The 23059-nt window shown below is 59.3% G+C and carries 34 protein-coding genes; 7 read left to right on the forward strand and 27 right to left on the reverse strand.

The genetic code is table 11. The annotated features are described in order from the left end of the window. Positions 1-10: 10 nt before the first annotated feature. Positions 11-265, reverse strand: a complete 255-nt coding sequence (locus WF513_RS08950; protein ID WP_339079034.1) for a phage tail assembly protein — start codon at positions 263-265, stop codon at positions 11-13. Between the two features lie 130 nt (positions 266-395). Here WF513_RS08950 and WF513_RS08955 point away from each other — a divergent pair, with 130 nt between their 5' ends. After that, positions 396-587, forward strand: a complete 192-nt coding sequence (locus WF513_RS08955) for a hypothetical protein (RefSeq protein ID WP_339079035.1) — start codon at positions 396-398, stop codon at positions 585-587. Between the two features lie 70 nt (positions 588-657). On the opposite strand, the gene WF513_RS08960 is transcribed toward WF513_RS08955, so the two are convergent. From WF513_RS08960 to WF513_RS09085, 26 genes are all read right to left on the reverse strand, one after another. After that, on the reverse strand, positions 658-1182 hold the full coding sequence (locus WF513_RS08960; protein WP_339079036.1) for a phage major tail tube protein: 525 nt from the start codon (positions 1180-1182) through the stop codon (positions 658-660). Beyond that, positions 1183-2610 (reverse strand): phage tail sheath subtilisin-like domain-containing protein, encoded by a 1428-nt coding sequence (locus tag WF513_RS08965; RefSeq protein WP_339079037.1) that lies wholly within the window; start codon positions 2608-2610, stop codon positions 1183-1185. After that, positions 2610-2825 carry a hypothetical protein gene (locus tag WF513_RS08970; RefSeq protein WP_339079038.1) on the reverse strand — a complete coding sequence of 72 codons (216 nt, stop codon included), beginning with the start codon at positions 2823-2825 and terminating at the stop codon, positions 2610-2612. Before WF513_RS08970 ends, WF513_RS08965 begins: the two co-directional genes overlap by 1 nt. Continuing rightward, positions 2822-3292: a Gp37 family protein gene (locus WF513_RS08975; protein WP_339079039.1), complete on the reverse strand. Its 471-nt coding sequence runs from the start codon at positions 3290-3292 to the stop codon at positions 2822-2824. Before WF513_RS08975 ends, WF513_RS08970 begins: the two co-directional genes overlap by 4 nt. Continuing rightward, complete coding sequence (locus WF513_RS08980; protein ID WP_339079040.1) at positions 3292-3723, reverse strand: DUF1320 domain-containing protein; 432 nt, start codon at positions 3721-3723, stop codon at positions 3292-3294. Before WF513_RS08980 ends, WF513_RS08975 begins: the two co-directional genes overlap by 1 nt. A gap of 8 nt (positions 3724-3731) precedes the next feature. Next, entirely contained in the window at positions 3732-4064 is a 333-nt protein-coding gene (locus WF513_RS08985) for a DUF2190 family protein (RefSeq protein WP_339079041.1), read from the reverse strand. Beyond that, the gene (locus WF513_RS08990) at positions 4061-4426 is read right to left on the reverse strand and encodes a hypothetical protein (RefSeq protein WP_339079042.1); all 366 of its coding nucleotides are present in this window, start codon (positions 4424-4426) and stop codon (positions 4061-4063) included. The genes WF513_RS08985 and WF513_RS08990 overlap by 4 nt, the downstream gene beginning before the upstream one ends. An 8-nt stretch (positions 4427-4434) precedes the next feature. Then, positions 4435-5358, reverse strand: a complete 924-nt coding sequence (locus tag WF513_RS08995) for a hypothetical protein (protein WP_339079043.1) — start codon at positions 5356-5358, stop codon at positions 4435-4437. Positions 5359-5372: 14 nt separating this feature from the next. Beyond that, complete coding sequence (locus WF513_RS09000; protein WP_339079044.1) at positions 5373-6500, reverse strand: peptidase; 1128 nt, start codon at positions 6498-6500, stop codon at positions 5373-5375. Between the two features lie 233 nt (positions 6501-6733). After that, positions 6734-7210 carry a phage virion morphogenesis protein gene (locus WF513_RS09005; protein ID WP_339079045.1) on the reverse strand — a complete coding sequence of 159 codons (477 nt, stop codon included), beginning with the start codon at positions 7208-7210 and terminating at the stop codon, positions 6734-6736. 1 nt (position 7211) lies between these two features. Further along, a complete protein-coding gene (locus WF513_RS09010) occupies positions 7212-8048 on the reverse strand; it encodes a phage minor head protein (RefSeq protein WP_339079046.1) in 837 nt (278 codons plus the stop codon). Continuing rightward, positions 8048-9544 carry a DUF935 family protein gene (locus WF513_RS09015; RefSeq protein ID WP_339079047.1) on the reverse strand — a complete coding sequence of 499 codons (1497 nt, stop codon included), beginning with the start codon at positions 9542-9544 and terminating at the stop codon, positions 8048-8050. Before WF513_RS09015 ends, WF513_RS09010 begins: the two co-directional genes overlap by 1 nt. Continuing rightward, complete coding sequence (locus WF513_RS09020; protein ID WP_339079048.1) at positions 9541-10869, reverse strand: terminase family protein; 1329 nt, start codon at positions 10867-10869, stop codon at positions 9541-9543. Before WF513_RS09020 ends, WF513_RS09015 begins: the two co-directional genes overlap by 4 nt. Further along, positions 10866-11411, reverse strand: a complete 546-nt coding sequence (locus WF513_RS09025; protein WP_339079049.1) for a phage protein Gp27 family protein — start codon at positions 11409-11411, stop codon at positions 10866-10868. Before WF513_RS09025 ends, WF513_RS09020 begins: the two co-directional genes overlap by 4 nt. 2 nt (positions 11412-11413) lie before the next feature. Further along, the gene (locus tag WF513_RS09030) at positions 11414-11707 is read right to left on the reverse strand and encodes an ArsR family transcriptional regulator (protein WP_339079050.1); all 294 of its coding nucleotides are present in this window, start codon (positions 11705-11707) and stop codon (positions 11414-11416) included. Beyond that, on the reverse strand, positions 11704-12015 hold the full coding sequence (locus tag WF513_RS09035; RefSeq protein WP_339079051.1) for a DUF2730 domain-containing protein: 312 nt from the start codon (positions 12013-12015) through the stop codon (positions 11704-11706). Before WF513_RS09035 ends, WF513_RS09030 begins: the two co-directional genes overlap by 4 nt. Next, positions 12012-12230 (reverse strand): TraR/DksA C4-type zinc finger protein, encoded by a 219-nt coding sequence (locus WF513_RS09040; RefSeq protein WP_339079052.1) that lies wholly within the window; start codon positions 12228-12230, stop codon positions 12012-12014. Before WF513_RS09040 ends, WF513_RS09035 begins: the two co-directional genes overlap by 4 nt. A gap of 6 nt (positions 12231-12236) precedes the next feature. Then, the gene (locus WF513_RS09045) at positions 12237-12845 is read right to left on the reverse strand and encodes a lysis protein (protein ID WP_339079053.1); all 609 of its coding nucleotides are present in this window, start codon (positions 12843-12845) and stop codon (positions 12237-12239) included. Next, the gene (locus tag WF513_RS09050; RefSeq protein WP_339079054.1) at positions 12838-13068 is read right to left on the reverse strand and encodes a hypothetical protein; all 231 of its coding nucleotides are present in this window, start codon (positions 13066-13068) and stop codon (positions 12838-12840) included. Before WF513_RS09050 ends, WF513_RS09045 begins: the two co-directional genes overlap by 8 nt. Next, positions 13065-13283 (reverse strand): hypothetical protein, encoded by a 219-nt coding sequence (locus tag WF513_RS09055; protein WP_339079055.1) that lies wholly within the window; start codon positions 13281-13283, stop codon positions 13065-13067. The genes WF513_RS09050 and WF513_RS09055 overlap by 4 nt, the downstream gene beginning before the upstream one ends. After that, positions 13280-13780, reverse strand: a complete 501-nt coding sequence (locus WF513_RS09060; protein ID WP_339079056.1) for a structural protein — start codon at positions 13778-13780, stop codon at positions 13280-13282. Before WF513_RS09060 ends, WF513_RS09055 begins: the two co-directional genes overlap by 4 nt. A 132-nt stretch (positions 13781-13912) precedes the next feature. Continuing rightward, the gene (locus WF513_RS09065) at positions 13913-14896 is read right to left on the reverse strand and encodes a RelA/SpoT domain-containing protein (RefSeq protein ID WP_339079057.1); all 984 of its coding nucleotides are present in this window, start codon (positions 14894-14896) and stop codon (positions 13913-13915) included. Continuing rightward, entirely contained in the window at positions 14896-15993 is a 1098-nt protein-coding gene (locus WF513_RS09070; RefSeq protein WP_339079058.1) for a nucleoid-associated protein, read from the reverse strand. The genes WF513_RS09065 and WF513_RS09070 overlap by 1 nt, the downstream gene beginning before the upstream one ends. 449 nt (positions 15994-16442) lie before the next feature. Continuing rightward, positions 16443-16988, reverse strand: coding sequence for a hypothetical protein (locus tag WF513_RS09075; protein WP_339079059.1), 546 nt, complete (start codon positions 16986-16988; stop codon positions 16443-16445). Positions 16989-17004: 16 nt separating this feature from the next. Continuing rightward, the gene (locus WF513_RS09080) at positions 17005-17487 is read right to left on the reverse strand and encodes a helix-turn-helix transcriptional regulator (RefSeq protein ID WP_339079060.1); all 483 of its coding nucleotides are present in this window, start codon (positions 17485-17487) and stop codon (positions 17005-17007) included. Positions 17488-17637: 150 nt separating this feature from the next. Then, on the reverse strand, positions 17638-17976 hold the full coding sequence (locus WF513_RS09085; protein WP_339079061.1) for a hypothetical protein: 339 nt from the start codon (positions 17974-17976) through the stop codon (positions 17638-17640). A gap of 49 nt (positions 17977-18025) precedes the next feature. Here WF513_RS09085 and WF513_RS09090 point away from each other — a divergent pair, with 49 nt between their 5' ends. The 6 genes from WF513_RS09090 (at position 18026) to WF513_RS09115 (ending at position 23058) form a co-directional block, all read left to right on the forward strand. Continuing rightward, positions 18026-18271, forward strand: a complete 246-nt coding sequence (locus tag WF513_RS09090; RefSeq protein ID WP_339079062.1) for a DNA-binding protein — start codon at positions 18026-18028, stop codon at positions 18269-18271. A gap of 112 nt (positions 18272-18383) precedes the next feature. Continuing rightward, complete coding sequence (locus tag WF513_RS09095; protein ID WP_339079063.1) at positions 18384-18863, forward strand: hypothetical protein; 480 nt, start codon at positions 18384-18386, stop codon at positions 18861-18863. Then, positions 18860-19162 carry a helix-turn-helix domain-containing protein gene (locus WF513_RS09100; protein WP_339079064.1) on the forward strand — a complete coding sequence of 101 codons (303 nt, stop codon included), beginning with the start codon at positions 18860-18862 and terminating at the stop codon, positions 19160-19162. The genes WF513_RS09095 and WF513_RS09100 overlap by 4 nt, the downstream gene beginning before the upstream one ends. A gap of 18 nt (positions 19163-19180) precedes the next feature. Next, the gene (locus tag WF513_RS09105) at positions 19181-20110 is read left to right on the forward strand and encodes a hypothetical protein (RefSeq protein ID WP_339079065.1); all 930 of its coding nucleotides are present in this window, start codon (positions 19181-19183) and stop codon (positions 20108-20110) included. 3 nt (positions 20111-20113) lie between these two features. Next, positions 20114-21880, forward strand: a complete 1767-nt coding sequence (locus WF513_RS09110; RefSeq protein ID WP_339079066.1) for an integrase — start codon at positions 20114-20116, stop codon at positions 21878-21880. After that, positions 21880-23058 carry an AAA family ATPase gene (locus tag WF513_RS09115; RefSeq protein ID WP_339079067.1) on the forward strand — a complete coding sequence of 393 codons (1179 nt, stop codon included), beginning with the start codon at positions 21880-21882 and terminating at the stop codon, positions 23056-23058. Before WF513_RS09110 ends, WF513_RS09115 begins: the two co-directional genes overlap by 1 nt. Position 23059 lies beyond the last annotated feature (1 nt).

The following is a 23059-nucleotide window of genomic DNA, read 5'->3' on the forward strand; positions in this document are numbered from 1 at the left end:
GTGGCTGGTATCAATCCGACAGTTTTTGAAATCGCTCCTGGGCAGCCTTGTAGTCCGCAATGTCCATGGCATCCAGATCTTCAGTAACGAGACCAACGGAGCGCGACATCAGTACCAGCTCCTCGACTGCAGCATTGCCAGAGGCTTGCTCATTGGCTGCGCGCAAGTCTTTAACGGTCAGGCGGCGGAACTCCAATCGCTCTACTTTCTGGCCGGCAGCAGTGGTGAAGGGATACTTGAGAGTGACGTTGGTTTTATCGGCCATGCTTTATGCTCCAGGTTGATCAATGAGATCGGTTGCTCTGTACAAGAGTCCTGAGCATCGCGCCTAAGCGTGGCGCTGCCTTTTAATCTGATTTAAAGAGATGTACCCATCACCCAGCGCGGAGGCTGCAATGGAAGAAGACGTAACCCTGGAGCATGAAGGCGAGACCTATACGGCCAGCTATATCGAGATCGATGACGAGCTGCTGACCTACCTGCCTGATGGCAGCGAGCGGCGCACTGAGCTGCGCGGGCTCAACCCTGAGCATGCCGCACTGACCCACTTGCGCGGCTATATCAGCACCCTGAAGCGCAAGGCTTAAAAGAAGAAGCCCCGCACTTGGCGGGGCTTCTGACTTCCGTGTCCTGGGCATCCATGCCCATCCGTTACAGCTATGCCTGCCCGATGTTGCGCCGGTACTTGGCCAACTGATCCTCGCCATTGACGCGGAAGATGTTCGCCAGGTAATCGAGCAGCAGTACTTCCTCACCGTTCAGCAGCTGGCGCACGTAGATGGCCGAGAACGGGGTCTCGAACTTCGAGGGGTCGCGCGGTTTGAAGCTGCCCAGGTTGTACTCCTTGGGCATGATGGTCATCAGGGTGACCAGCGGAATCTCGTCCACCAGGCCACTGTTGTTAAACACCTGGACGTTGCTGCGGCACTGCAACTGCACTGTCTTGAAGGGGCTGGCCAATTTGCTGCCAGCTTCCTTGTACAGGCTGTTCCAGACGATCTTGCCTTCCAGCTTGTCGAGGCCATCCGGCAGCTCGATCAAACCAACCATACCCAGCCCCTGGAAGTCGGACATGACCGCCTTGACGCTGCCCAGCTCGATCTCCTCGGACTTGGCGAAAAAATCCTGACCATCCAGGTACAGGTTGGCGTTGGTGATGCGATGTGCGTTTACGCCTGCCATTTATGCAGTCCCCTTCAGGTTGGCCAGGTATTCCCCGGTGATCTCAGTCTCGAAGGTGCCGCGCTCGAATGGCAACGGTACCGTCAGTTTGTAGTTGAACAACACATGCCCCAGCTCCAGCTCCGTTTGTGGGTTGCGTGCCGGGTCATACCAGCACTCGCCACCCAGCAACGCGCCGTCACCGATCAGCTTGCGGAAGAACAGGTTGACGCTCTCCGTCACGCTATCGAGCAGCGCCTGGGTAACCGGCATGTCAACGAACTGCAGCGAGCTGTAGCGGATCGACTCATCGACAATGTCCTTGGTGCGGCGCACGTTCTCGAAGTTGCGCATGTGAGTCACGGTCGGCCAAGCGGCCGTGCGGTTACCCCACAGGCGCAAACCAGTACCGAAACTGTTGAACACCGTGGTCACGCCCGCTTCGTTGAGCAGGTTGACCTCGCTGTCCGGGTCATCCACCCGAGCAGTCAGCGGACGTTCCAGGCCGACCACGCCGATCAGCTCCTGGTTTGAGCTGCTCCACCAGTAGCCCTTGTCATAGTCGATCTTGGCGCGCAGGCCTGCCGCGCGGATCGACAGCGGCTCTAGGCGTTCGCCATCGGTAGCAGCGTCGTACACCTTGACGTGCGGATAGCACAAACGCACCCGGTCGCTGCTGGTGTTGAAGTTGATGCTACCGGCCGGGCCACGACCAGCCAGAACCTGCTGCGGCGTGGTGCCGATAGGTGCATCGATGTAGGCCACGCCGCCCATCATCTCTGCTGCAGCAATCAGATCAACGCTAACCGCACTAAGCGTGGAGAAACCTGGTGCGATGAACAGCTTGGGGAAGAAGCCAAACAGGTTGTAGCTATCCGGGAATGCCTTGAGGCCGGTGCGTAGGCCGGCAATCGTCACCGCGCCGATGATATCGGCCGAGGTCACTTTGCTTGGGTCGGCGTAGGTGTAATCGGCCTTCACCTGGGCATTGGCTGGAATGCTGCCACCTGCCTTGCGCACCACCACACCGCTCAACAGGTCGCGGGTGTAATCGGTGTCGAGCTGATAGGTGGTGGCACCGTCACTCGACTTAAGCGCCAACACCTGCAGTGCGCCATGGGCCAGCTGGAGGCGGTCGTTATTGCCGAATTGACTTGCCTCAGCCACAACGTCCGTGCGGTGGATAAGCGGGTCGAGAACGTTGACCACAATGACGGTGCCCGCACCGAAGTCATAGATCCCGCCCAGCGCTTGCGGAATGCTGAAACCAGCTAACTCAGGGCCAAACTGCGCGCCATCGCGATCATTCAGCGACAGCGTAAGGCTGTTCACCGGGCCAGCCGGGGCGGTGCCAATCAGGGCGATCACCGCAGACTTGACCACGCGGATGGCACGCGGGCCGCGCTCGACTTCCAGGGTTTCAATACCGTGTAGATAGTTGGCAGCCATTACGCTTTATCTCCTTTCTTCTCGGTCGGTGCGGGTTCATCCGCCAGCGGCTCAAGGTGTTTCAACGCCAGCAGTACCAGGGTGTATTCATGGTCTGCCGGAAGGTCGACGGGCTGGCCAGGCTGTAGCTGTACATCCAGCAACTCACCAGACTTACCGACGCGCAGCGATGCGGCGCTCTGTGGGCCGGAGTAGCGGTAACGTTTGAGTTTCATAGGGTTCCCTCAAAGGTGGGCGGCAACAGCGGTGCGCCCGCCGTTGGTGCCATGGATTGCAATTGGGTTGCACGGGTTGCGATGTCCAGGCCGTACTGCCACACGCCCTGCAGATGACCAATGAAACGCTCGGAGACCGGGCGGCATGCCTGGTCGCAATGCGGTGGCCACCACCCCGTCAACGTGCCGCGGATGCTATCCAGGTAACTGACTGCACCGTCCTTGCCGTTGAGCTGGCGAAACACCAGGGTCAGGCTGATGACCAGGTTGCGTTCCTGGAACATTGCATCGGTGGCTTGAGAACCACCGAAGGTGGACTTGCCGAACGCCACCAGCACAGCGCCGCGCGGATGGTTGAGGCGGTACTGCGCCGGGTTCTCCGGGAACAGCTCCACCATCAGGTCGCGGCCCATTGCGGTTTTCAGCCGCTCGACAATCGCATCCAGGAGCTGCTCGGTCTGGCTCATCAGTAACGCTCCAGGAGGTCACTGCCGAACTGCTGACGGCGAGCACGGGCGCGAATCTTGCCCGGCTCCGGGGCCGCCTCACCCGTAGGCATGCCCAGGGTGACCACACCATCACGGATGCTCTCCAGCAGCTTGAGGGTGTCCTTACGGCTGTCCTTCACCGCCTCGGGGAGCGCTCCCTCGGGGCGGCGTTGATACAACCAATGGCGAGCCAGATACACCACGGCATCGCGCAGCACGCTCGGTACCGGATCGAGCGGCAGGTCGTAGCGGCCTCGCAGGTAACCGTCCACCAGCTCTTCAGCCTGGCGGACGCCGTCCTCGATCACGCTCTCATCGGGCAGCTCGGCGGTAGGGTCATCGTTGGAGAGCTGAATCAGCGTCAACTCCGGGATGGCCTTGCCGATATCGGTGCGGGTGCAGTAGTGCATGGCTAACCTCAGATACCGCGAACGATGCGGATCACATCGCCAGCCGTCGTAGCGGCGTCCCAGGCGATGCCGTTGCTGACACCAGCCGCCTTGGTGATGGCCTTGCCACTGGCATCAGACTGCACCTCGGCACCGGCCGAGATGGCTGCAGCGGCTTCGACCAGGATCACGCCGAGCACATTGGCCGGAGCCACATTTCCAGCAGCGGTATCAGCCTCAGCCACACCCAGCGCTTTAACACCATTGGCGCAGACGTTGCCGTCAAAGCCAACGAAGCGACGGCGAATCAGGTCGGCTGCAGCGACCACCGAAGTGGTCAGAATCACTTGTTGCGACTTCATGCTTTGTTCTCCTCAGCGTTGTCGGCGGCCTTCTTGTCGTCGCCTTCGTTGCCCTGGTTATCACCCGTGGCCGATGCATCAGCAGCCGGCTTCTCGGCCTTGGCCGGAGCCGCAGGTTTAGTCGGCTTCTCGGCCTTGGCCGGAGCCTCAGGCTTGGTGGGCTTCTCGGCCTTGGCCGGAGCCTCAGGCTTGGTGGGCTTTTCTGGGTTGGAGGGTTCTACGGTGCCCAGCAGCTCCAAGTAGCGAGCGAGCTTGGGTGACGGCTCGGCCACCAGTTCGATCTCGCTGCCCTCGGGCACGCGCTCGCCGTCGATGTCCAGATCGATGCCTACAACGCGGTAGGCCTTGGTTTTATCAGTCATGGCTCACCTCAGGTGATGATGCCGGAGATCAGGTAACCGGCGTCAGCGCCGACCACCACGGGCTTGTACATGTCGGTGTGGCGCACGTAGCGCACCTTGCCGCCGTTGGTGTCGTACTTGTCGGTTTCCGGCATGCCCTTCTTGCGCAGGGTGTAACCGAAGGACGGCGTCTCGTAGTCCGACTTCTCGCCTGCACCTTGCTGAGCCACATAGGCCAGTACCAGGTTGTCACCCCAGATATCCGCCGTGGCGGTATCGCCGGCCAGCGCTTCACCGATCACAATGTTCTGGATGCCGAACAAGGCGCGTAAATGCTCAATAGTGAGGAGTTTCTTGTCGCCCGCACTGAGTGCGTTCTGCAGCTTGGTGTGGAACTTCAACGCGGCGTATACCGAGGCACCCATCAAGATGGTGTTGGGCCGCATACCAATGCGCGAACGCATCACTTCCTTACCGGTTTCGATCACCTGGATCGGATCACCGCCATTGGCACTCCATTGGCTGGCTCCAGCCAGTGCAACCTTCCCACCAGCAAGGTAGGTGTTGGTGTTCTGCGCCAAGCTGGCACAGGCCACCTCGCGGCGTAGGTCGATGCTCTCCTTAACGCGCTTGGCGGCACGGGATTCGGCGTCGAACATCGACTCGGCCTGCTCGCGATAGTCCACCGGGTAGGCCAGGTCATGCTCACGCAGCACCACGTCCAGGGTGTTCACATCGTCCGGGGTCATCACGTTGGACTGGGCGCGAATGGCGCGCTCGGTATCCCACAGGCGGAATGCTTCCTTGCCGAACAGCGGCACGATGCCCGCTTCCTTGTCCATGTCAGCGAGCGGAAACAGCGCCTCGCCGACAAGTTGTGCGTTGCGGTAACCGCGCGCGATGTTGGTCAGTACCGGATCGACGATCCGCAGTTGCTTGAGACGGTCAGCCATGGCTGGTCAACTCCTTAGTGGTTGATGAGCTGGCGCACGGCCGACTCGTAGGGGATGTTCTTATCCACGGCCAGTTGCTGTGCACGGGCATGCAGGGCAAGGCGGTCGGGGTCGGTGTTCTTCTCGGCGAACTCCAGATCAGCGGCCGGCACAGCGCCACCACGGCGAGCACCACTGGCCTGCTCGGCGAAGTCGATCTGTTGCGGCAGGTCACCGAAGATGGCCTTGAGGCCGGCAGACACCGGCTGACGGTCATCACCTTCACCAAACTCCAGCGGTGCATCACCGTCTTCGGCGAAGTCCAGAGCGGCGATCAGTGCGGCGGTGTGTTTAGGCAGCAACTTGCCCGTGCCCACCAGTTCCTCCGCGAACGCCACGTTGGCGGCATGGGTGGTGTCCTTGCGGGACTTGAGCTGTTGATCCTGGTGCAGTTGCACCTGGTTCTGCAGACGCAGGTTTTCAGCCTGGATAGCGGCGATTTCTTCGGGCGTCACAGTGCTTTCCTCTTGGGTGGATGGCTCGGTGGTTGCGGCCGTGGTGGTGGTTGGTTCGGAAAAGGAGGGACGCGGCTCGTCTTCACGGCGTGCGACTTCGTCCAGGGATTTGATTTGCCAGTCGGGGATGACCTGGTCAGCGACCTCCAAGCCACGGTCGGAGATCAGCCAGTCGCGCATGCGCCGCCAAAGGCTGGCACCCACTTCGTGGCCGTAGTCTGAGAACTCGACGACACCTTCCTCGCCCTCTGCAAGATCGACAGAGCGCAGACCTTTCACTGCAGGTGGCTGAGCACCGAGAAAGCCGACATGGCGCAGGTAGTAAACGCCTGGCACTGGGTTGCTCGGCGAGTCAGGGTGATAGAAGGAAGCGGAGATCTTCTTGTAGCGCTTGCTGGCCACCAGCTCGGCGAAGGCCGGATCAATTTCGTGCGGCACGGCCTCCAGACCGTCAGCACAACTGGCCAGTGACTTGACCCAGCCACCGGCCGGGGCGTCGTGCTTGGGGTGACCAAACACCAGTGGCGCTTCGTGCAAGGCTGGGTCGTAGACGCGCACCGTTGCGGCCAGGTCGGATTCACTGAAATTGAGGCTCGCACCGCTCATAGCGACGTGCTTACCGGGCTTGAAGATATGGATTGGCTTCATGGGCTGTGCGCTTGGGTGGTAGTACATGCGCACAGCCTGGCCTGTGACCCGGCCACAGACTTTTAATCGGGTTTAAAGAGTTTTCTGGGGGATTCGCGATGCGCTGCTGGATTTGCATCCGAGAGCTAGGGTGGGGACGGGGCAATACGGCTTTATAAAGCCTTTACAGCGATTCTATGAGGTGTGGGGCGATGAACCGGAGCGCATACCCCCGCAGAACGCAGCAGAAGGCCTTACAGGCCGGCGGCTCTTTTCAGGTGATCCATGGCCAGGTCGAGGATGGCTTCCTCGGCCTCGGGCTGCAGTTGGCCATCGGCACCCATGGGCAAGTACTCACGGCCAGGAATGTCACCCCACAAGTGCGGGAAGTCGGACTTGCTACCGCCGAACTGCATCATGGCCGCGTAGGGCTTGTTGCTGCCGACCAGGGCGGAGCTGTCGTCTGACTGGCTGGAGATGGATGCAGCCAACCCGGCAGCACTTACCTGCAGCATCTGACCCGGCCAGTTGCCGGAATTCTTCCGGCGCTCGGTGGTGACATCCGACAGCGGCGTCCAGTCGGGCCGACCTTCCTCCTCGAAGTTCTCCTCCGTCTGGCTGGCCAGCTCGGCGGCGATGCCACGCATCAACGGAGTCAGGTCACCTATGGCCCACTCGATAGTGCGCAGGGTTTCCTGCAGACGTTGGTGTTCCAGCTGGACGGTGAACACTTCAAACCTCCTGCAGGCCAGCGCTGGCCTGCTTGCGTTTCAATGCCTCAGCCAGCCCGGTACCTGGTGCATGGTTGAAGCCTGGGTCGGTACGGAACATCACTGGCTTACCGGCTGCATTGGTGGTGCGCACACCAGTCACCTGCGCTGTGCGGATCTCACCTGTGCGCTTGTCCACGCCGATCTCCACTGTTTCGGTTTGCATGCGGCCGGAACTGCTCTCCGCCTGGAGTCCCTTGCGCTGGAGCGCAGCACCGGACAAAGCAGTTACCCGGCAACGGCAGTTGAAGCCGTTGGGCGGGTAGATCGCCGACCACACCGGATCGTCGTGGCGGTACACCTTGCCACTCAGGGCGCTGTGGCTGGGCCGGGTGCGGCCGTCGAGGATGGCCACGTAGCGCCAGTACGGGTGGCTGTCGCTGCTGTCTTCCATGCTGGCTTTGCGCCCGGCCATGTAGGCGCTCTGCAGATTAGTCTGGTAGATGGTCTTGAGCCGGCGTGGGCTGCCCAACTGCACCAGTTCGGCGTTGCCCGCACCGTCGACGATCACCTGTTTGCCCCACCAGCCCTGAGTTTCCAGCACAGGCTGCAGCTGCTCGATGAACTGCGCGAGGGTTTGCCCATCCTGCAAGGCGGTTTCCAGGGCGGCGCGGATGTCCGAGAGCAGATCGAGGCGCATCGCTTTGGCCACAGTGAACGCTTGGTCATGCGCTTGATCGAGCATCTCTTGCCAGTTCCAGGTGATGGCGTAGTCCTTGGCCTTCAGGTAGGCGATGGCGTTCTCTGGCTCTAGGCCAAAGATCGCCTGCAGGTCGGCTGGTGTCGGTGCCTTGGCCATCAGTCCTCCCGATCCGCGCTGGCAGTCAACTGGCCCCAGGTACCGGCGATGAACAGCAGGCGGGTCAGGGTCTGCTGCAGGGCCTGGTCATCCATCAATGGGTAGGCCTCGGCCAGCAGGCCCAGAGCCTCGGTCTCCGAGCGACCGCGCAGCAGCGCCTCGATCACCGGAGCGATGGCCTGCTGAGCCTGCTCCTGGAGCAGCTCGGCCGGCAGGTTGTCGATTACCTGGTCGACCGCGACCTGATCCAAGATCGGCCGCAGGGTCGGCTCAGCAAAGGCCGGATCGGGTTCGACAGCAGGCGCCTCAACGATGTCACCCTCTTCCAGGTTGTACATGCGCTTCCAGTAGGCCGGGGTGAACATCACGCCGGCATCGGTGAGGTTCTTGTCGCGCTCGGCCAGCGTCTTGTCGATCTCCTCTTGTTCCCACAGCTCATACACGGGGGCAGCGACGTTCTCCCCGAAGTTGAGGTCGACCACCAGGCGGATGGCGGCATTGAGGGTGGCGGCAACTATGCTCTTGTCGCCATCGCGGATGTCCTTGGTAACTTCCAGACCAGCCGTGGCGCTGGCGCGGTTGCTCTCGGCCTCTGTGGTTTGATTCTGGCCAAGCAGGCCCACGTTGATCTCGCTACGGCAGTACACCAGCAACTCGCGAAATACATCGGCACTGGCGCTCTTGCCTGCCGCTTCGAGTATCTCGACACTGGAGTCATCCGGGATCGCTGCCACGGCGTCCTGCACCATGGTCTCCAGGCTGTCGAGCAGCAGGTCGGTCTCGTAGGTGGCCGCGCCACGCGGGTGCTTGCCAATCACCCAGGGCGTGCCGTACTTCTCGGTGAACTGCACCCAAAACTTGAGCCCGCCTTTCATGAACACCACAGGCCAGAAGCACATGGACAGGTCAGCGAAGCCGTAGGGGTTGTTGTAGGTCGCATCCTGGCGCGCCACCACAAAGCGCTGCGGATCGCACAGTTCGCCCTGCAGGCCGGCATCACGCGCACGGAAGCGCAGATGGTTGTCCTGGTCGTAGAGGAACCACTCGGCCGGTTTGCCCAGCAGATCCTCGGGCACCAGGTGCAAGCCCAGCGGACGCCACATCAGCTCGATTGGCTGGAAGCCGAACAACGGCGCATCGAGCATCTCGCGGATGATGCGGTCGAGATCGAGGTCGGCCAGCCAGTCGCTGATGAAGCGCTCGACCCGCACCGGGGCATTGCCGCGCTTAAGGTCGCGCTCCAGAGCGAGCACTGCAGACTTGCGACGACGGATATTCCCACCTACCAGGGCCTGACTGCGCAGATCGCGGTAGACGGTGATGTCCTTGCCCTGGGCCTTGAGGATCGGGTCAGGGTTGGGCAGGTACATACCCAAGGCCTGGGAGTCAAAGCTGCGACTGCGGCTGGCGATATGGTCGGTGAGCCCTTTGCCTGATGCAGGCTCACTGAAACGGACGAACTCGGTGGGGCTAACCCACAGACCTTTGCTGCTCATGCGTACCCCTGGGTAATACGTACGCCCTGACGTGGGCGACGGGATTTGACGGTGACTGGGCCATTAGGGCCGTCGCTGGCGTTGAGGGCGAGGAAGCACGCCCAGGTGCGGTCGGCGTGGCCCGCTGAGTCGGACTCGGCAATGAAGCGCGGGGCTCCAGTTGGGCCAGCGACTTTCTGTAATTTGTGCAGGTCGTTGCGCAGTTCGGTGTCGCCCAAGGGAATGCGGATCTGCATGTCCTGGAACACTTCTTTGCCACGTGTGGCCATGGTCAGTTTGCTGGCGGTACCGAAGATCACACCCTCGACACGCGTGGAGCCGTGACTGCGTTTGGCGTCTTCCACCGGCTTCTCGCCCATGCCGGTCTGATCCATGCAGCAGCGCAGTACGCGGTAGCGGGCGAACACGTCATCGAGCAGTGCGTCCTGTTCGTGGAACGAAGCCCGCTTGCGGGTGATGATCTCCCGCGTCCAGTACACGTCACCGATCTGCTCAAGTACCCAGATAACGAACAGGTCATTGCGCGCGCCGATATCGACGCCGACAAAGCACGGCCCACCGGTATACAGCTCGGGGCGTCCGGCCTGGTCATGCTCGACATCGTTGATCAGCTCGTAGCTCAGCCAGGAGCTGGCTTCGTCCAGCCACTTCAGCTCGAACTCCTGGGCCCAGGCATCCTCATCATTGAGAGCCGCGCGCATCTCGGCGATGTTGCGTGGCAGGCCATCGGCCACTGCTCGGTGGATATCGACCACATGACGCGACCAGATATCGGCGAGTTTCTTGTCGGTCATCAGCTCGTAGAACTTGTTGCCCTTGCCGTTGGGCGTGCTGGTGATGCGCAGCTTCCAGCCGTTGGAGATCACCGGGAACAGCGCCGTCCAGATCTTGCGGCTGTCCTGGTGAAAGGCGAATTCATCCAGGAACACGTTGGCACTGAAACCACGGGCCGTGTCGGGGTTGGCTGGAAGCGCGGTGATGCGTGAACCACCCGGCAGCACCACATCCAACATGGTGAAACGCTCACCGTTGCTACCTTTGAACTCGCCCTCGATCTCCTGCACCGCCATGTTGTAGGCGCGACAGTGCTTCTTCACGCCTTCCTCCATGGCCTCCTTGGCCTGGCGCTCGCCTCGGGACAGGATCACCCAGCGAGTGCGGCCACCGCGCGACTCGACATCGAAACAGTCATCGACGATCTCCAGCGTGCTGGTGAAGGTTTTGCCGGTTTGGCGGGCGAACATGGCGATCTTGAAGCGCTCACGATCCAGCAGCCATTGCTTCTGGTAGTTGAATAACTGGATAGCAGGCTGCTTATCGCTCATAGCCCGTAGACCTCCTGACGGATGCGCTTGAGTGTTTCTGGGCTCAAGGCTCCGGTCTTGCCCAGGTCGTCGAGCTTGCTTTGCTGTTCGCGTATCAGCCGCTCTTCTGTGGCCTTCTCGACAGCCAGGCGCTCCTTCACGCTCATGGTGCGGGCTTCCATGGTGGCCTTGGCGGCGCGGGCCAGGGCCGAGACTTCGGCGATGGTCACCTCGTCCTTTTCGTGGGCACCCATGGCAGCCTGGTAGGTCAGGGTCGAGATGGCCTCGACCAGCAGCACACCGGTCTTGTCGGAAGCGTCCTCGCCAAAGGCACCGACAAACGCTTCAGCCATCTCACGCTGGGTGCGGACTTTTTCTGTCAGCTCGTCGAAACCCATCTTGAAGCGGCCCAGCGCACTGCGGCTTGGGGCTTTCTCATTGGGGAAGCGAGATTGGATATCGGACAGCATGTCATCCAGCGTCATGCGGTCTTCGCGCAACAGCTTCTGGATGTACGCCTTGACCATCGGTGGCAGGCGGGTGATGGATGACTTGCCAGCCATGGTCAGGCCCCCGGACGCTTGATGCCAGGCACGCGGGCGCGGCCGGCTGCAATGTCCTGGCCGCGCTCAGTGAGGGTGGCCACCAACACCGGGCCAACATCCTCAAGCGTCAAGGCACTTTGCTCAGCCAGCCAGCTCAACTCGGTTTTGACCTGGTCGCGGCTGAGTGTATGACCGTAGCTGTCTAGGGCCATGGTCAGTACCGAGCTGTTGGCGCGGTACGCGGTCATTTCAACCAGCAGGCGCAGGATCACCAGGCGGATATCCTGGCGCAGGTATTCGGCATATTGGCTCATGCTCGCGACTTCTCCTGAAGCAGGTAGGCATTGATGTTCTCGACGGAGCGCTGCACGCCACCAATCGTATTTTTCATTCCGCCCAGGTCACTCCGCACAGCCTCTAAGCTAACCAGCAACCCTGTGATTGAGGTTTGGCTTGGCAGATGGCGCGCCTGTTCTTCCAGGGCGACGATGCGCGTGCGCAGTTCCAGCAGCTCTTGGGTACTGGCTGCCTGTCGGCTCATAAACCAGGAGTACACACCGATGGCAGCGGTGATCAGCCACTGCATGGCACCGAAGCCGAAGTTGAGTTGTTCAAAGTTCATCGCAAACCTCGCTTCTGCAGCTGTTCCAATGTGCTTTTGCATTCGATGCAATGTTCGGTACCGGGCTCGGCCTGGCGTCGATTTTCGGGAATGGCATCGCCGCATTCCTCACAGCGGTAAGCGGATACACCCGAGCGACGCTGCAGGCCGGACTGGTGAGCAAGCAGCGCGGCTTCGGTGAAGTCGTTGTCTTGCGCGAGGTCAGCTACATCCATGTGGTGTCAGTCCTTTTCCTGGAGATCGAGCAGAGCATTGAGCTGGGCGTGTAGAGCGCGGGCCCATATTCCATAGTCTTTGGCGTGGGCCAGGATGTCGGCTGGGGTGACGCCGCTTTCCAATAGTTCGGCGTCAGTGCCGGGGGCAGCCCAGGCCGTTTGCGCAGAGTGGATGGCAGTGGTGCCTGTTCCTGGGGCGGGCACACCGAGGGCGAGGTTGTAGTCGCGCAACCAACCAGCAGTGAAAACGCAATGAGGGATAGCAACAGGCTCGGCAGCAGGTGCCGGCCGGTAGAGGGTGGTGACATGCGGGATGCGCTCCTCGATCTGTTTGGCATTACCTGCGATCAGATCCTGCGTGGCCAGCAGCAGGGTCTCGGTTTCGTTGGCACGGGTTACCTGCTGCTGATAGCGCAGCAGGTTGTCCTCAGCGGCCTGTCTGGCCTGGTCGGAAAAACGGCGCTCTAGGCGCTCTAAATTTGCGGTGCCCTGCGCATCGGCGTAGCGGTAGCCGAAGCCATAGGCGATGCCAGCACCTGCTGCGCCGCTCACAAGGCAGGCCAGCAGGGCTAGGGTTAAACCGGACGGCAGCGGCGTGCTCAGGCGCTCAAGCATGGCGGCGTGCTCGGCGCTTGTTACGGGCTTTCCGGGCATGGCGGCGCGCGGCGGCAATGCCTGTCTTACCAGGGCGACCCATGGGGATCACACGCGGCGATATCCAGCTACCCGCCGAGCTACCCGCAGAGCAGGTGTCGACCCAACGGCATGCATCCACCAAGAGGCCAAGCACCGACAGTGCCAACCCGCCGAGGCGACGGCCAAGCATGCGTGCGCTCATGGCGACACCTCTGTCTTTGGCCCCTGCTTGATCAGGCGGGCGACAAACAACAAGCTGGCCAGTAGGCTGTTGAGTACGGCGTAAGCCGTGGGCGACAGCTGTACCTGCCAGATCGGCAACAGCGTGACCTGCAGGAAACCAAACAAGGCGATCAACGCCGCCAGTTGCACGCTGTAGAAGGTATGGCAACGACGCCACTCGGCGATCAGCTTCATACCTCCACCTGCAGCTGGCCGTGCTGCGCACCCGCCACGATGCCGGCCAAAGCCAAGCCATCAGCGATAATGGGCTCGCCATACCAAGCGCCACCAGGCAGTGGGCCGAGGCCGTTTTCGTGGCGGATGATGGCCAGTACCAGGGCGCGCATGGTGTCGTAGCGGTAAACGTCTACGGCCTCATCATTCGGACCAATGCTCAGGGCACTGGCAACGGCCTTGGCGTAGGCGTCGGTGTTGTTCTCGCTGGCTGGTGCCCAGCGCTCAATGAACTCGCGCACGCTGTCGATGCGGCTGCCATCTTTGGCGCGGCGTTTGTCTTGATAAGTGATCAGCACCCGCGCAATAGCACGGACGCCCCAGCGCGGGCCGTTGAACACGACAAAGCGCGCGTCGCCACTCTGGTCAGTGGCCTGGCCCTGCCAACGCACGCCGGCTACGCGGTCGATATTGCCAGGGTTAAAGTTGCGGATACCGCGTGGGGTTTCAGGTCGCATAGCGCTTCCTGCTGCTGGGCGCTCAGGAAGACTGAGCGCCAGAAACGAACACGCCGCCATAATCGGCGGCGTGCTGCAGGAGAGCTTTTAATTGGGTTTAAAGAGATAACTTACAGACCAACCAAAGTAGCATCAGCGGCTCGGTCGGCGATCAAGATCACTCAGAATAGTGTCCAGCGAACTCCGATAGCCTGGAAGAGGCCACCTATTCACTAAGTCATCGGTATCGTGGTTGAGTGCCAACCAGTACACGAACAATACTGCTGCTTGGTTGAACAATGGCACAGAGGCTGCCCGCTTAGTGATCTGTAAAGGGATGTACTTCTTGCACTCTAGGAGCGCACGGATATCGCTCGCCAATCCATCACTAAGTCGCTCACGGAATTCGTCTATCAGTACGATGGCGCTCTTGTCATCAGCAGCCAAATACTGGCCGCCAACTTTATCGCGATAGATTGCGGTGATGTCTTTCAGCAGCTCTACGCGCGGGGCATTTGCTTCTTTCAAACACCCCATTGTTTGGCTGAATAGCTCATCTGTCGTTTCCATCAGAGCCATGCTTCGAGCGACATATCTTTCGGCCTTAACGGGCACTAAACCGCTAGGCTTGTAGATGTTGTCGTGAACCATTTCTGCATAGGCATGCTGCAACAAGGTTCTAACTTGAACTTCACAACACATATCAGTGGAGATGGTCTCTCCGTCCAAAACCATCGGCTCCCGTGGCCGTACTTCAAAGTGTTGCGACTGATAGTCAAAAATTTTGGTGTTTTTTTTGATTTCTTCTTCGACATCTCGGGATACGTTGGCATCCCATGACGTTTCTCTTTGAATTGCATCGCAGACAAGATCCACTTCTTCCGCGAGCAACACAACAAAGCGGACACCCACCAAATCAGTCATCTGCCGGAGTGGGTCGGTGTAACCCTTGCGGCCCAGCTTGCCAAGGGCCGACTCAGGCGCCTTCACTCGTGGCGTTACAGGTATCTTGATGAAGCTTACCGGCAGACCATCAGCCCTAAGTAGCGCCTCTATTTTTTGGGCAACATGCAGCCCCCACTGCTTATAAGACAAATGAGTTTTCTGGAGATATTGTTGGAACGCTTCAATGTCCACTATTGCTGCCGTTCAAGGCCACCCTTAATTGTGACGACTGTTTCGCCATCGTTGGTCGTATCTATTTCGACCATATCTTTGGCTTCTCCTGGTGGAGTGACCAACCAAACACCGTTAGTAAACACATACTTCCTGCGGCGTTTGAGCTTGGCTTGAATATAGCCTGTGTCTTTGTTGATCGCGTTTTCAGGAAACCCTTTGGCACTCATGAAGCCGGAGTACTCAGCCCGTATAGGGTCCGGCATGTGCTTGGTTGCAAAAGCCGAAACGCTAATGGTGGCATCCTGGCTTTTCAACTCTGTCCGTAGCGCTTCGTGTAGATCCAGTTTGTCGTCCTGCGGGATCGGTGCAGTATCGATAAATGCCCTAGTGAACTCGAAGAAATCTTGGGTCAGTTTCTTGGATGACGCCTGAATACTCATTCCAAGGAAACCGCTGTAAAAATAAGCAGCAGCGCTTCTAGTCTCTGTTGCTGTCATCAGATGGTCGAACAAGAAGGCCCGATAGCCTCCTGCCGAGCGCCCGTCCTTGCCAGCAGGTGTGCTAGCAACTTCAACGAGAAAACCAATTTTGTAGAGTCGCTGAGTCTCCGTCAGCAGAATTTCCGAGAGGTACTCAGCATCTACTTGGCCGTCATGTTCTTTGGCACGGAAACCATCTTGAGGTTCCGCCTTGATTACGGCGACAAACGGCAGTGTTTGTTCACCTACTCGACCGCGAATCACTACAAGCATCCCGCCTGGAGCGTTTGTACTTAGTTGTGCCTTACTGAGTGATTTGGCCAGCCCCTTAGATTCTTCGATGAAGTCTTCTTTGAGCGCGTGAACCATCCCCGAAGCCACTTGGAAAAAGCTATCAGCCTCTGTGCTTGCAATAGACATTTCTATGCCATGAGACTTGTTTCCGAGGGCATGCTGAATTCTTTTCTGAAGGGTATCCAATGCCGGCTGTGAGAGCGTAATCACCTTATTGCTGGTGGTCGGATCGGTCAGTTCTTTCTCGGGAGATTTCGGATGAATACGGTGCATGATGACATGCTCGATCATCACGCCATCAAATTTGAACTGAGTCTCTACTAGCTTTTCAGCAGCGGTCATTCTCATACCCCTAGTATTGTTGTGCGTCGATGCACAGTTATCCGCTTATCCCTGACAGTCTCTGACTTAGGGTATGCGAATTTTTTGAATAAGCAGCCATGCCTTGCAGGCTCTCCTTCAAGTATCAAAAAAATCTAAAAGTAGCTCAGCAAAAGTGTCGTCTGGCAATTTCCGAGCGCCCACTATGCGGCAACGGCAGTTCTCATGTATCGGCGGTAGACAGTCTTTCCACGCAGAGTCCATGACACTGAAGTGCTTACCGTGCAGAAGCCGGCATTCTGTGCATGAAGATAAATCTTCGACTGCAATCCAACGGATGTAAGGATGAGTTTCTTTCACGGCCTTTGCCGCCTTCAGCCTTCCCAGCATCAGTTTCCGATGCTGTTTGCCGTGGGCGGTTTGGGGTTTGTGTTTAACACTCCGTAGCAGCATTTCTAGCTTCCTTGCTCTCAGCGGCGTTTACGTATTTCAGTTCGAATAGCGTCTATCGTCGCCCGACTTTCTGCCATGACGCGCCCTTCAATGCGGCGAATATGCGTCAGCCAGAAGCTGAGGCCGAGCATGGCTAGTACTGTTGGCGCTAGCACCAGCCACATGTGCTGCGGTTCGCGGATAGGTAGGACACCCGCAAATAGGCTGCCAGCAACACCAAATAACAGTGCCAACATGAGCACGCACGGGATGTTCAGCCAGTAGCCGCGAAAGCCGCTCCACCACTGGGCGCGATAGTGGGCCAACGTAGCTTTCAGCTCTGCTACCGACCACTGGTGGAGCTGGCGAGCATGTACATTTCCACTACATCCGTCGCCACTACCTCTGCCCCCTCCAACGGAAAGCGTACCGATGTTGTACTGGTTGCCGAAATTGATGTTGCCACTGTTGGCTTTTATTTTGATTCCGGCTTGGGGTGCCGGTTGCTCATCAAGGGGCTGACTGCTCATCCCCTCGACTACTTTGTCGGCCAGCCTGGCCAACCTTTCTTCTTCGCTATGCATCTCAGCTCCTGCTACTTCAGCGATTGACTACCAACTTTAAAATCCTTTCCACCTTGGGCTCGTCCAGGGCCGGCTCATCGGCCAGGACGTTGTAGACCTCAGCCGCAACGGCTACCAGCTTTTTGATCTGCCACTTACGTCCCGCCAGCCGAGCGGTTGTCTCCAGCATTTCCACGATGCGCGAGAGGCGTTCAGGGTCGATTACGCTGGATGGCTGGGCTGGCAAATGGTGCGACGTCGCACCATTTGATTCAGCGCGATGCCCAGTCAACACGTAGAGCACATCAACACCGACTGATGAAAGTGCAGCAATCTGCACTGCGTTAGGAGAGGTGCTGCCTTTCTCCCACTCAATGAGTGTTCGCTTTGCCGCCCCAGCAGCGGCTGCAAAATCAGGCTGCGTGAAACCAAGGCGCTCACGCTCTTCTTTTAGTCGCACATTAATCATGCAGATTTCAGCACCAAATATATTGACAGGTGCCGAAATCAGCACCATCATTGCCCACACACCACAGCGCAACACCTCGTCTAGCCACGAAGAGAAACGCCATGAACCCTTTAACTGAACGCCCGCACTCAGTCATAGCTCAAGCGTTAGTGCTTGAGTCCACCCGCAGCGATGGTCGGCAACTGTTAACCATTCGATCCGCTAACGCTTTGCTCGGCTTACTTGCTCTACCGACTCGTGAGCTGCTTGCTGCGGGTCAACCCCTGGCCACACACCCTGCACGCCAAACAGGCGGTTCAGAATTTTGCCCGGCTCATACAGACCAGGCCCTTGTGACGTTTCAGGGTGGGCACTCAGCTCCTCATAGCGACGGTCTGCCTGCTGCAACAGTTGCTGCACCTTCTCAACCTCGGGGTGCCCTCGCAGCAGAAACGGCAACACATCAGCCAGCACTCGATGTACGCCAGCCGCCCAGTCATCCACTGCTTCGATCTTGGCGCGTAGTTCGGCAATTTCTTGCCGCAATGCTTGCTCGCTCATAAGCCTGCCTCATCTGATAACCGCAATTTACCACAGGGAATAGCCCCCCATGAAAAGCCAATACACGCTCGACACGGCACCGCTGCCGTACCCACAAACCCCGGAAAGCGCCAATGCCTGGTTTCTCCGCCATGGCATCTGCAAAACCCACTGGGCCCAGGCCCAGGGCATCGACCGCATGATCATGGTTGACCTACTGCGAGGTCGCCTCAAAGGCCTACGCGGCGAAGCACACCGTGGTGCCGTTGCACTTGGCCTGAAAGCCAACCCGAACACTGCCAGCCAGGCTGCGTGAGGTTCGTCATGAACTCCGTCATATCTATTGTGCAGATCGCAACGCGATTGCCAATTCGCAAACCCAGTCTTTGTTTGGAAGGCGTTCCAGCCCATCAGCGGAGGACCTTCCAATGACCCCAGCACAATGGAAACGCGCCCAGCCCATCGCACTGCGTGACGCCCTCAAGCTTTGCCAGCAGCACGCCAAGGAGCGCTTTAACTTCGGCATCGAACGCATTGCTGCGCTGATGGGGCTGGATGATCACTGGACGCTCTACAAGTGGATCGCCAACGGCCGCATGCCGGCTGTGCTAATCCCGGCTTATGAGCAGGCTTGTGGCATCAACCTGGTCACCCGCTGGCTGGCTGGCAGCGGTGGCAAGCTGCTGATCGACGTGCCCACCGGGCGCACCAGCAGCGCCCACGACATCCAGACCTTGCAGACCACCCTGCATGAGGCTGCTGGCCAGTTGATGGGCTTCTACTCGGACAACGTCGAGGCCAGCGCCACTCTCGCCGCCATTCAGGCTGGCCTTGAAGAGCTGGCTTGGCACCGGGGCAATGTGCAACAGCACGCCCAACCACAACTCGAACTGGGAGAACGGCCATGAGCCGCACCTTTACCTCCGCCACCCGTGTGTTGCGGGCGCTTAAGGCGCTGAAGGGCAATGCCCTGCATGGCCTTTCTAACACCGAGCTTGCCCAGCTTACCGGCGACAGCCCAAGCAACATCACCCGAGCGATGCAGACGCTGATTGATGAGGGCTTAGCGGTAAAGCTGGACACCGGCCGCTTTGCCCCTGGTATGGCCCTGCTGCAGATCGCCCAGGCGCATGCCGAGGAGATGTCGCGTATGCAGGGCCGCATCAACGAAATCAACCAACGGGTGCTGGCAGGCACCCGCCACTAATAAAAGAAGGAACCGACCATGGGACGTACCGCAAATAAGGGTGTGGCACCTATTGAACTGCAAGCGCTGGATGGCGATACGCTGCTGGCCACGCATAACCGCATGGCTGTGCTGCACAGCGAGCAGGACGCCGCAGTGCGGACACTGGCTGTGCAACTGGGCTACCAATTGCCTGCCGACTGCACCGATCCAGACTTAATTCAGCGCGATATCGCCGCCAATATGCGCCGCAGCGTAGAGGCTTGTTTGGAGGTGGGGCGCGGCCTGTCGGTACTCAAGGCTGCCTGCGAGCACGGGCAATTCATTCCGCGCTTAGAGGTGCTCGGAATTGACCATAGTGTAGCCAAACGCTTTATGCAGACCGCAGCCAAGTTTGCCAGCCGTTCTACGCCGATGCTTAAGGCCATCGGCAGCCAGAGCAAGCTGTTCGAGTTGTTGCTCCTTGATGACGAACAAATCGACGAACTGGAGTTGAGTGGCCAGACCGGTGAGCTGAGCCTTGATGACGTCGCCAGCATGTCGGTTAAAGAACTGCGCGCCGCCTTACGCGAGACCCGCGAAAGCTACAGCGCCCAGGGCGAGGTGATGGCACGCAAGAATAGTGAGCTGGATGAAACCCGCCAGACCCTGGAGAAAACCAGGCGTCAGGTGGCGGCAATGACCCCAGACGAACGCGCCAAAGCGCTGCGCCAAGAGGTTGCAGCGCTGGCCTATGAGGCCGAAACGGACATCACTGGCAAGCTGCGTGAAGGCTTCAGCAAACTCGCCGAGCATGCCGAGGCGCACGGGGTGGACCACCGCAGCTTCAAGGCCACCCTGGTGCGCCAGCTGGAAACTCTGCTGGCGGGCATTCGCAGTGAATTCCACCTGCCAGAGGATATGGAAGGCGCACCGGACTGGCTGACTGCCGATGTTGATTCGCTTCTTGGCGAGCAGCAGGGAGCCTAAGCCATGAGCGCCGTGATCACTCAACGCCTCGTCGATCTGGACCGTCAGCTGCAATCCGCAGCCCACGGCCAGGGCACGACGCTGTGCAAAAGCACGGCGCAGGAGCTGGGCATGTCTATGGCCACGCTCTATCGCAAATTAAAGGAGGTGCGTGTGAGTGCTCCCCGTAAGCGCCGTGCGGATGCCGGCCAGAGCGCACTCCGCCGTGAGGAGGCACTGACTATCAGCGCCGCCATCATGGAGTCGGCCAGACGCAATGAGAAGCGCCTGTATGCCTTGGGCGATGCCGTAGAAGCACTGCGTGCCAGCGGCATGATTCGCGCTGAAGCGCTGGATAAGAAAACGGGCGAACTGCGGCCACTGTCGCTTAGCGCCATCGCTCGCGGGCTATACAGCTACCGCTTACACCCGGACCAGCTGTTGGCTCCTGCACCGGTCACCGAGCTGGCCAGCTTGCATCCAAACCATGTTTGGCAGATCGATGCCTCCATTTGCGTCCTTTATTACCTAAAGCCCGGTGCTGATACCCGCGCCAATGGCCTGCGGGTAATGAACCAGGACGAGTTCTACAAGAACAAGCCGAAGAACCTGGCGCGCATTGCGGCCGACCGGGTGTGGTCGTATGAAATCACCGATCACACCAGCGGCTGGATCTACCTGGAATATGTGATGGGGGCTGAGTCTGGCGAGAACATGACCAGCGTGCTGATCAATGCCATGCAGGAACGTGGCGGCGCTGATGTGCTGCACGGCAAGCCGTCTGCTTTGATGATGGACCCAGGCTCTGCCAACACCGGTGGGCTGGCCAAGAACCTGTGCCGCTCGCTGGGCATTCAGATGATTGTGCATGCACCAGGTGCTGCTCGGGTAACTGGCCAGGTGGAGAACGCGCGAAACATCATCGAGCGCAAGTTTGAGGCGGGCCTGCGCTTTCAGCCGGTGGCCGACCTTGCAGAACTGAATGCCATGGCCAAGAAGTGGCGCAGCCATTTCAACGCTACAGCGGTGCATTCGCGGTATGGCAAAAGTCGCACCGCCATGTGGTTGAGCATCCGCCAGGATCAACTGATCAAGGTGCCAAGTGTTGAGGTGTGCCGCCAGTTGGCGGTAGCCGAGCCGGAGAGCCGTAAGGTCAACAGCAAGCTGCGCGTCAGCTTCCTGGGCACTGAGTACGATGTGTCCTCGGTACCGGGCGTGATGGTTGGCGAGAAGGTACTGGTCACTCGCAACCCGTGGCGCGACGACGCCGCCCAGGTGGTGAGCGTGGATGCCCTAGGGCACGAGGTGTACTACGTGGTGCCGGTGATTGCACGCAACGAGTATGGCTTCGATGTTTTGGCTCCGGTGGTTGGCGAAGCATTCAAACGCCACGCGGAAACCCCGGCCCAGATCGCCCGCAAGGAAGCCGCCAAGTTGGCCATGGGCGTCGACACCCAGGAAGAGTTAGATGCCGCGCGCAAGGCCAAGGCCATCCCTTTCGGCGGGAAGCTCAAGCCATATCAGCATATCGAAGACGCCCAGCTACCAACCTACCTGCCCAAGCGTGGCACGGCGCTGGACGTCAATCTGCCGACCATCGAACTGCAACCAATGACCCATGTCGCCGCCGCCAAGCTGCTGCGCGCCCGTGTACCCGCTTGGTCGGCAGAGTCGATGGCTTGGCTGAAATCCAACTACCCGAACGGCGTGCCTGAGGCTGATCTGGATGGCGTCGCCGCAACCCTTAACAAACCCACGCGCCCAGGCCTGCGCGTGGTTGGAGGTGAATGATGCTGAAGCTAAAAAATGCACTAGCCGATCTCGATCAGCGGCAAATCACGCTGGCCAAACATTTGGGGGTGAGTTCAGCCACGGTTTCCCTGCTGATCAACCACAAGCAGTGGCCGCGCACCATCGATCCAGTAGATCTGCGCACTCGCGTTGAGGGCTTCCTCAAGCAGAGCGGCGCTAACGATATTGCGGTGAATACCGCATTTGAAGAGGTGGAGCCTGAGCGCGCCAACGCCCAGGCCCCTGCAAACCCAACCAAAAAATCCAAATCCGACCAGGAGTGCGAACCTATGTTGCTACGTAAACAGGTGTTACTGCCAGACACTAAACGTGCTTTCGGCATTTTCCGAGACCCGTTTGAGGATCTGCAGTGCGCTGAAGACATGTACGTGAGCCCGGATATTCGCTACATCCGGGAGTCCATGTATCAAGCAGCCAGACACGATGGCTTCTTGGCCATCATCGGCGAGTCCGGTGCAGGCAAAAGTACTTTGCGCCGGGATTTGATCAACCGCCTGCGTACTGAAGATGCGCCGGTCATTGTGATTGAGCCCTACGTACTGGCGATGGAAGACCGGGGGGACAAGGGCAAGGCCCTGAAAACGCCGCACATTGCTGAGGCCATCGTAGACACCATCACGCCTCTGGAGCGGCCAAAGTCCAACCCTGAGGCCCGCTTCCGGCAAATGCACCGGGCACTTAAAAACAGCTATGAGAGTGGCTATCGGCACGTGCTGATCATTGAGGAGGCGCACAGCCTGCCTATCGCGACCCTTAAGCACCTCAAGCGTCTGCGTGAACTGGAATCTGGTTTTACCAAGCTACTCAGCATCATCCTGATCGGCCAGCCTGAGTTGAAAGTGAAACTGAGCGAGCGCAATGCCGAGGTGCGCGAGGTGGTGCAACGCATTGAAGTGGCTGAACTGCAGCCTGTTACTGCCGCCAGACTCGACGAGTTCCTGACATTCCGTCTCGGCCGCGCCGGAAAAAAACTGGATGACGTCATTAGCGCTAAGGGGATTGAGGCCCTGGCCGAGCGTTTGACTGCCACCAGCCGTGATCGCCTGCAGAGCCTGCTGTACCCGCTTGCCATCGGCAACATGATGGTTGCTGCAATGAACCTGGCCGCTCGCGTCGGCGAGTCCCTTGTCACTGACGAAATCGTTCGGGAGGTGTGAC

It is taken from the genome of Pseudomonas sp. TMP9 (assembly GCF_037943105.1).
Classification (GTDB): domain Bacteria; phylum Pseudomonadota; class Gammaproteobacteria; order Pseudomonadales; family Pseudomonadaceae; genus Aquipseudomonas.

Excerpts from the sequence above, each read along its gene's own strand:
- WF513_RS08950 (WP_339079034.1), bottom strand. The coding sequence starts at position 265 with ATGGCCGATAAAACCAACGTCACTCTCAAGTATCCCTTCACCACTGCT.
- WF513_RS08955 (WP_339079035.1), top strand. The coding sequence starts at position 396 with ATGGAAGAAGACGTAACCCTGGAGCATGAAGGCGAGACCTATACGGCC.
- WF513_RS08960 (WP_339079036.1), bottom strand. The coding sequence starts at position 1,182 with ATGGCAGGCGTAAACGCACATCGCATCACCAACGCCAACCTGTACCTG.
- WF513_RS08965 (WP_339079037.1), bottom strand. The coding sequence starts at position 2,610 with ATGGCTGCCAACTATCTACACGGTATTGAAACCCTGGAAGTCGAGCGC.
- WF513_RS08970 (WP_339079038.1), bottom strand. The coding sequence starts at position 2,825 with ATGAAACTCAAACGTTACCGCTACTCCGGCCCACAGAGCGCCGCATCG.
- WF513_RS08975 (WP_339079039.1), bottom strand. The coding sequence starts at position 3,292 with ATGAGCCAGACCGAGCAGCTCCTGGATGCGATTGTCGAGCGGCTGAAA.
- WF513_RS08980 (WP_339079040.1), bottom strand. The coding sequence starts at position 3,723 with ATGCACTACTGCACCCGCACCGATATCGGCAAGGCCATCCCGGAGTTG.
- WF513_RS08985 (WP_339079041.1), bottom strand. The coding sequence starts at position 4,064 with ATGAAGTCGCAACAAGTGATTCTGACCACTTCGGTGGTCGCTGCAGCC.
- WF513_RS08990 (WP_339079042.1), bottom strand. The coding sequence starts at position 4,426 with ATGACTGATAAAACCAAGGCCTACCGCGTTGTAGGCATCGATCTGGAC.
- WF513_RS08995 (WP_339079043.1), bottom strand. The coding sequence starts at position 5,358 with ATGGCTGACCGTCTCAAGCAACTGCGGATCGTCGATCCGGTACTGACC.
- WF513_RS09000 (WP_339079044.1), bottom strand. The coding sequence starts at position 6,500 with ATGAAGCCAATCCATATCTTCAAGCCCGGTAAGCACGTCGCTATGAGC.
- WF513_RS09010 (WP_339079046.1), bottom strand. The coding sequence starts at position 8,048 with ATGGCCAAGGCACCGACACCAGCCGACCTGCAGGCGATCTTTGGCCTA.
- WF513_RS09015 (WP_339079047.1), bottom strand. The coding sequence starts at position 9,544 with ATGAGCAGCAAAGGTCTGTGGGTTAGCCCCACCGAGTTCGTCCGTTTC.
- WF513_RS09020 (WP_339079048.1), bottom strand. The coding sequence starts at position 10,869 with ATGAGCGATAAGCAGCCTGCTATCCAGTTATTCAACTACCAGAAGCAA.
- WF513_RS09025 (WP_339079049.1), bottom strand. The coding sequence starts at position 11,411 with ATGGCTGGCAAGTCATCCATCACCCGCCTGCCACCGATGGTCAAGGCG.
- WF513_RS09030 (WP_339079050.1), bottom strand. The coding sequence starts at position 11,707 with ATGAGCCAATATGCCGAATACCTGCGCCAGGATATCCGCCTGGTGATC.
- WF513_RS09035 (WP_339079051.1), bottom strand. The coding sequence starts at position 12,015 with ATGAACTTTGAACAACTCAACTTCGGCTTCGGTGCCATGCAGTGGCTG.
- WF513_RS09040 (WP_339079052.1), bottom strand. The coding sequence starts at position 12,230 with ATGGATGTAGCTGACCTCGCGCAAGACAACGACTTCACCGAAGCCGCG.
- WF513_RS09045 (WP_339079053.1), bottom strand. The coding sequence starts at position 12,845 with ATGCTTGAGCGCCTGAGCACGCCGCTGCCGTCCGGTTTAACCCTAGCC.
- WF513_RS09050 (WP_339079054.1), bottom strand. The coding sequence starts at position 13,068 with ATGAGCGCACGCATGCTTGGCCGTCGCCTCGGCGGGTTGGCACTGTCG.
- WF513_RS09055 (WP_339079055.1), bottom strand. The coding sequence starts at position 13,283 with ATGAAGCTGATCGCCGAGTGGCGTCGTTGCCATACCTTCTACAGCGTG.
- WF513_RS09060 (WP_339079056.1), bottom strand. The coding sequence starts at position 13,780 with ATGCGACCTGAAACCCCACGCGGTATCCGCAACTTTAACCCTGGCAAT.
- WF513_RS09070 (WP_339079058.1), bottom strand. The coding sequence starts at position 15,993 with ATGACCGCTGCTGAAAAGCTAGTAGAGACTCAGTTCAAATTTGATGGC.
- WF513_RS09075 (WP_339079059.1), bottom strand. The coding sequence starts at position 16,988 with ATGCATAGCGAAGAAGAAAGGTTGGCCAGGCTGGCCGACAAAGTAGTC.
- WF513_RS09080 (WP_339079060.1), bottom strand. The coding sequence starts at position 17,487 with ATGATGGTGCTGATTTCGGCACCTGTCAATATATTTGGTGCTGAAATC.
- WF513_RS09085 (WP_339079061.1), bottom strand. The coding sequence starts at position 17,976 with ATGAGCGAGCAAGCATTGCGGCAAGAAATTGCCGAACTACGCGCCAAG.
- WF513_RS09090 (WP_339079062.1), top strand. The coding sequence starts at position 18,026 with ATGAAAAGCCAATACACGCTCGACACGGCACCGCTGCCGTACCCACAA.
- WF513_RS09095 (WP_339079063.1), top strand. The coding sequence starts at position 18,384 with ATGACCCCAGCACAATGGAAACGCGCCCAGCCCATCGCACTGCGTGAC.
- WF513_RS09100 (WP_339079064.1), top strand. The coding sequence starts at position 18,860 with ATGAGCCGCACCTTTACCTCCGCCACCCGTGTGTTGCGGGCGCTTAAG.
- WF513_RS09105 (WP_339079065.1), top strand. The coding sequence starts at position 19,181 with ATGGGACGTACCGCAAATAAGGGTGTGGCACCTATTGAACTGCAAGCG.
- WF513_RS09110 (WP_339079066.1), top strand. The coding sequence starts at position 20,114 with ATGAGCGCCGTGATCACTCAACGCCTCGTCGATCTGGACCGTCAGCTG.
- WF513_RS09115 (WP_339079067.1), top strand. The coding sequence starts at position 21,880 with ATGCTGAAGCTAAAAAATGCACTAGCCGATCTCGATCAGCGGCAAATC.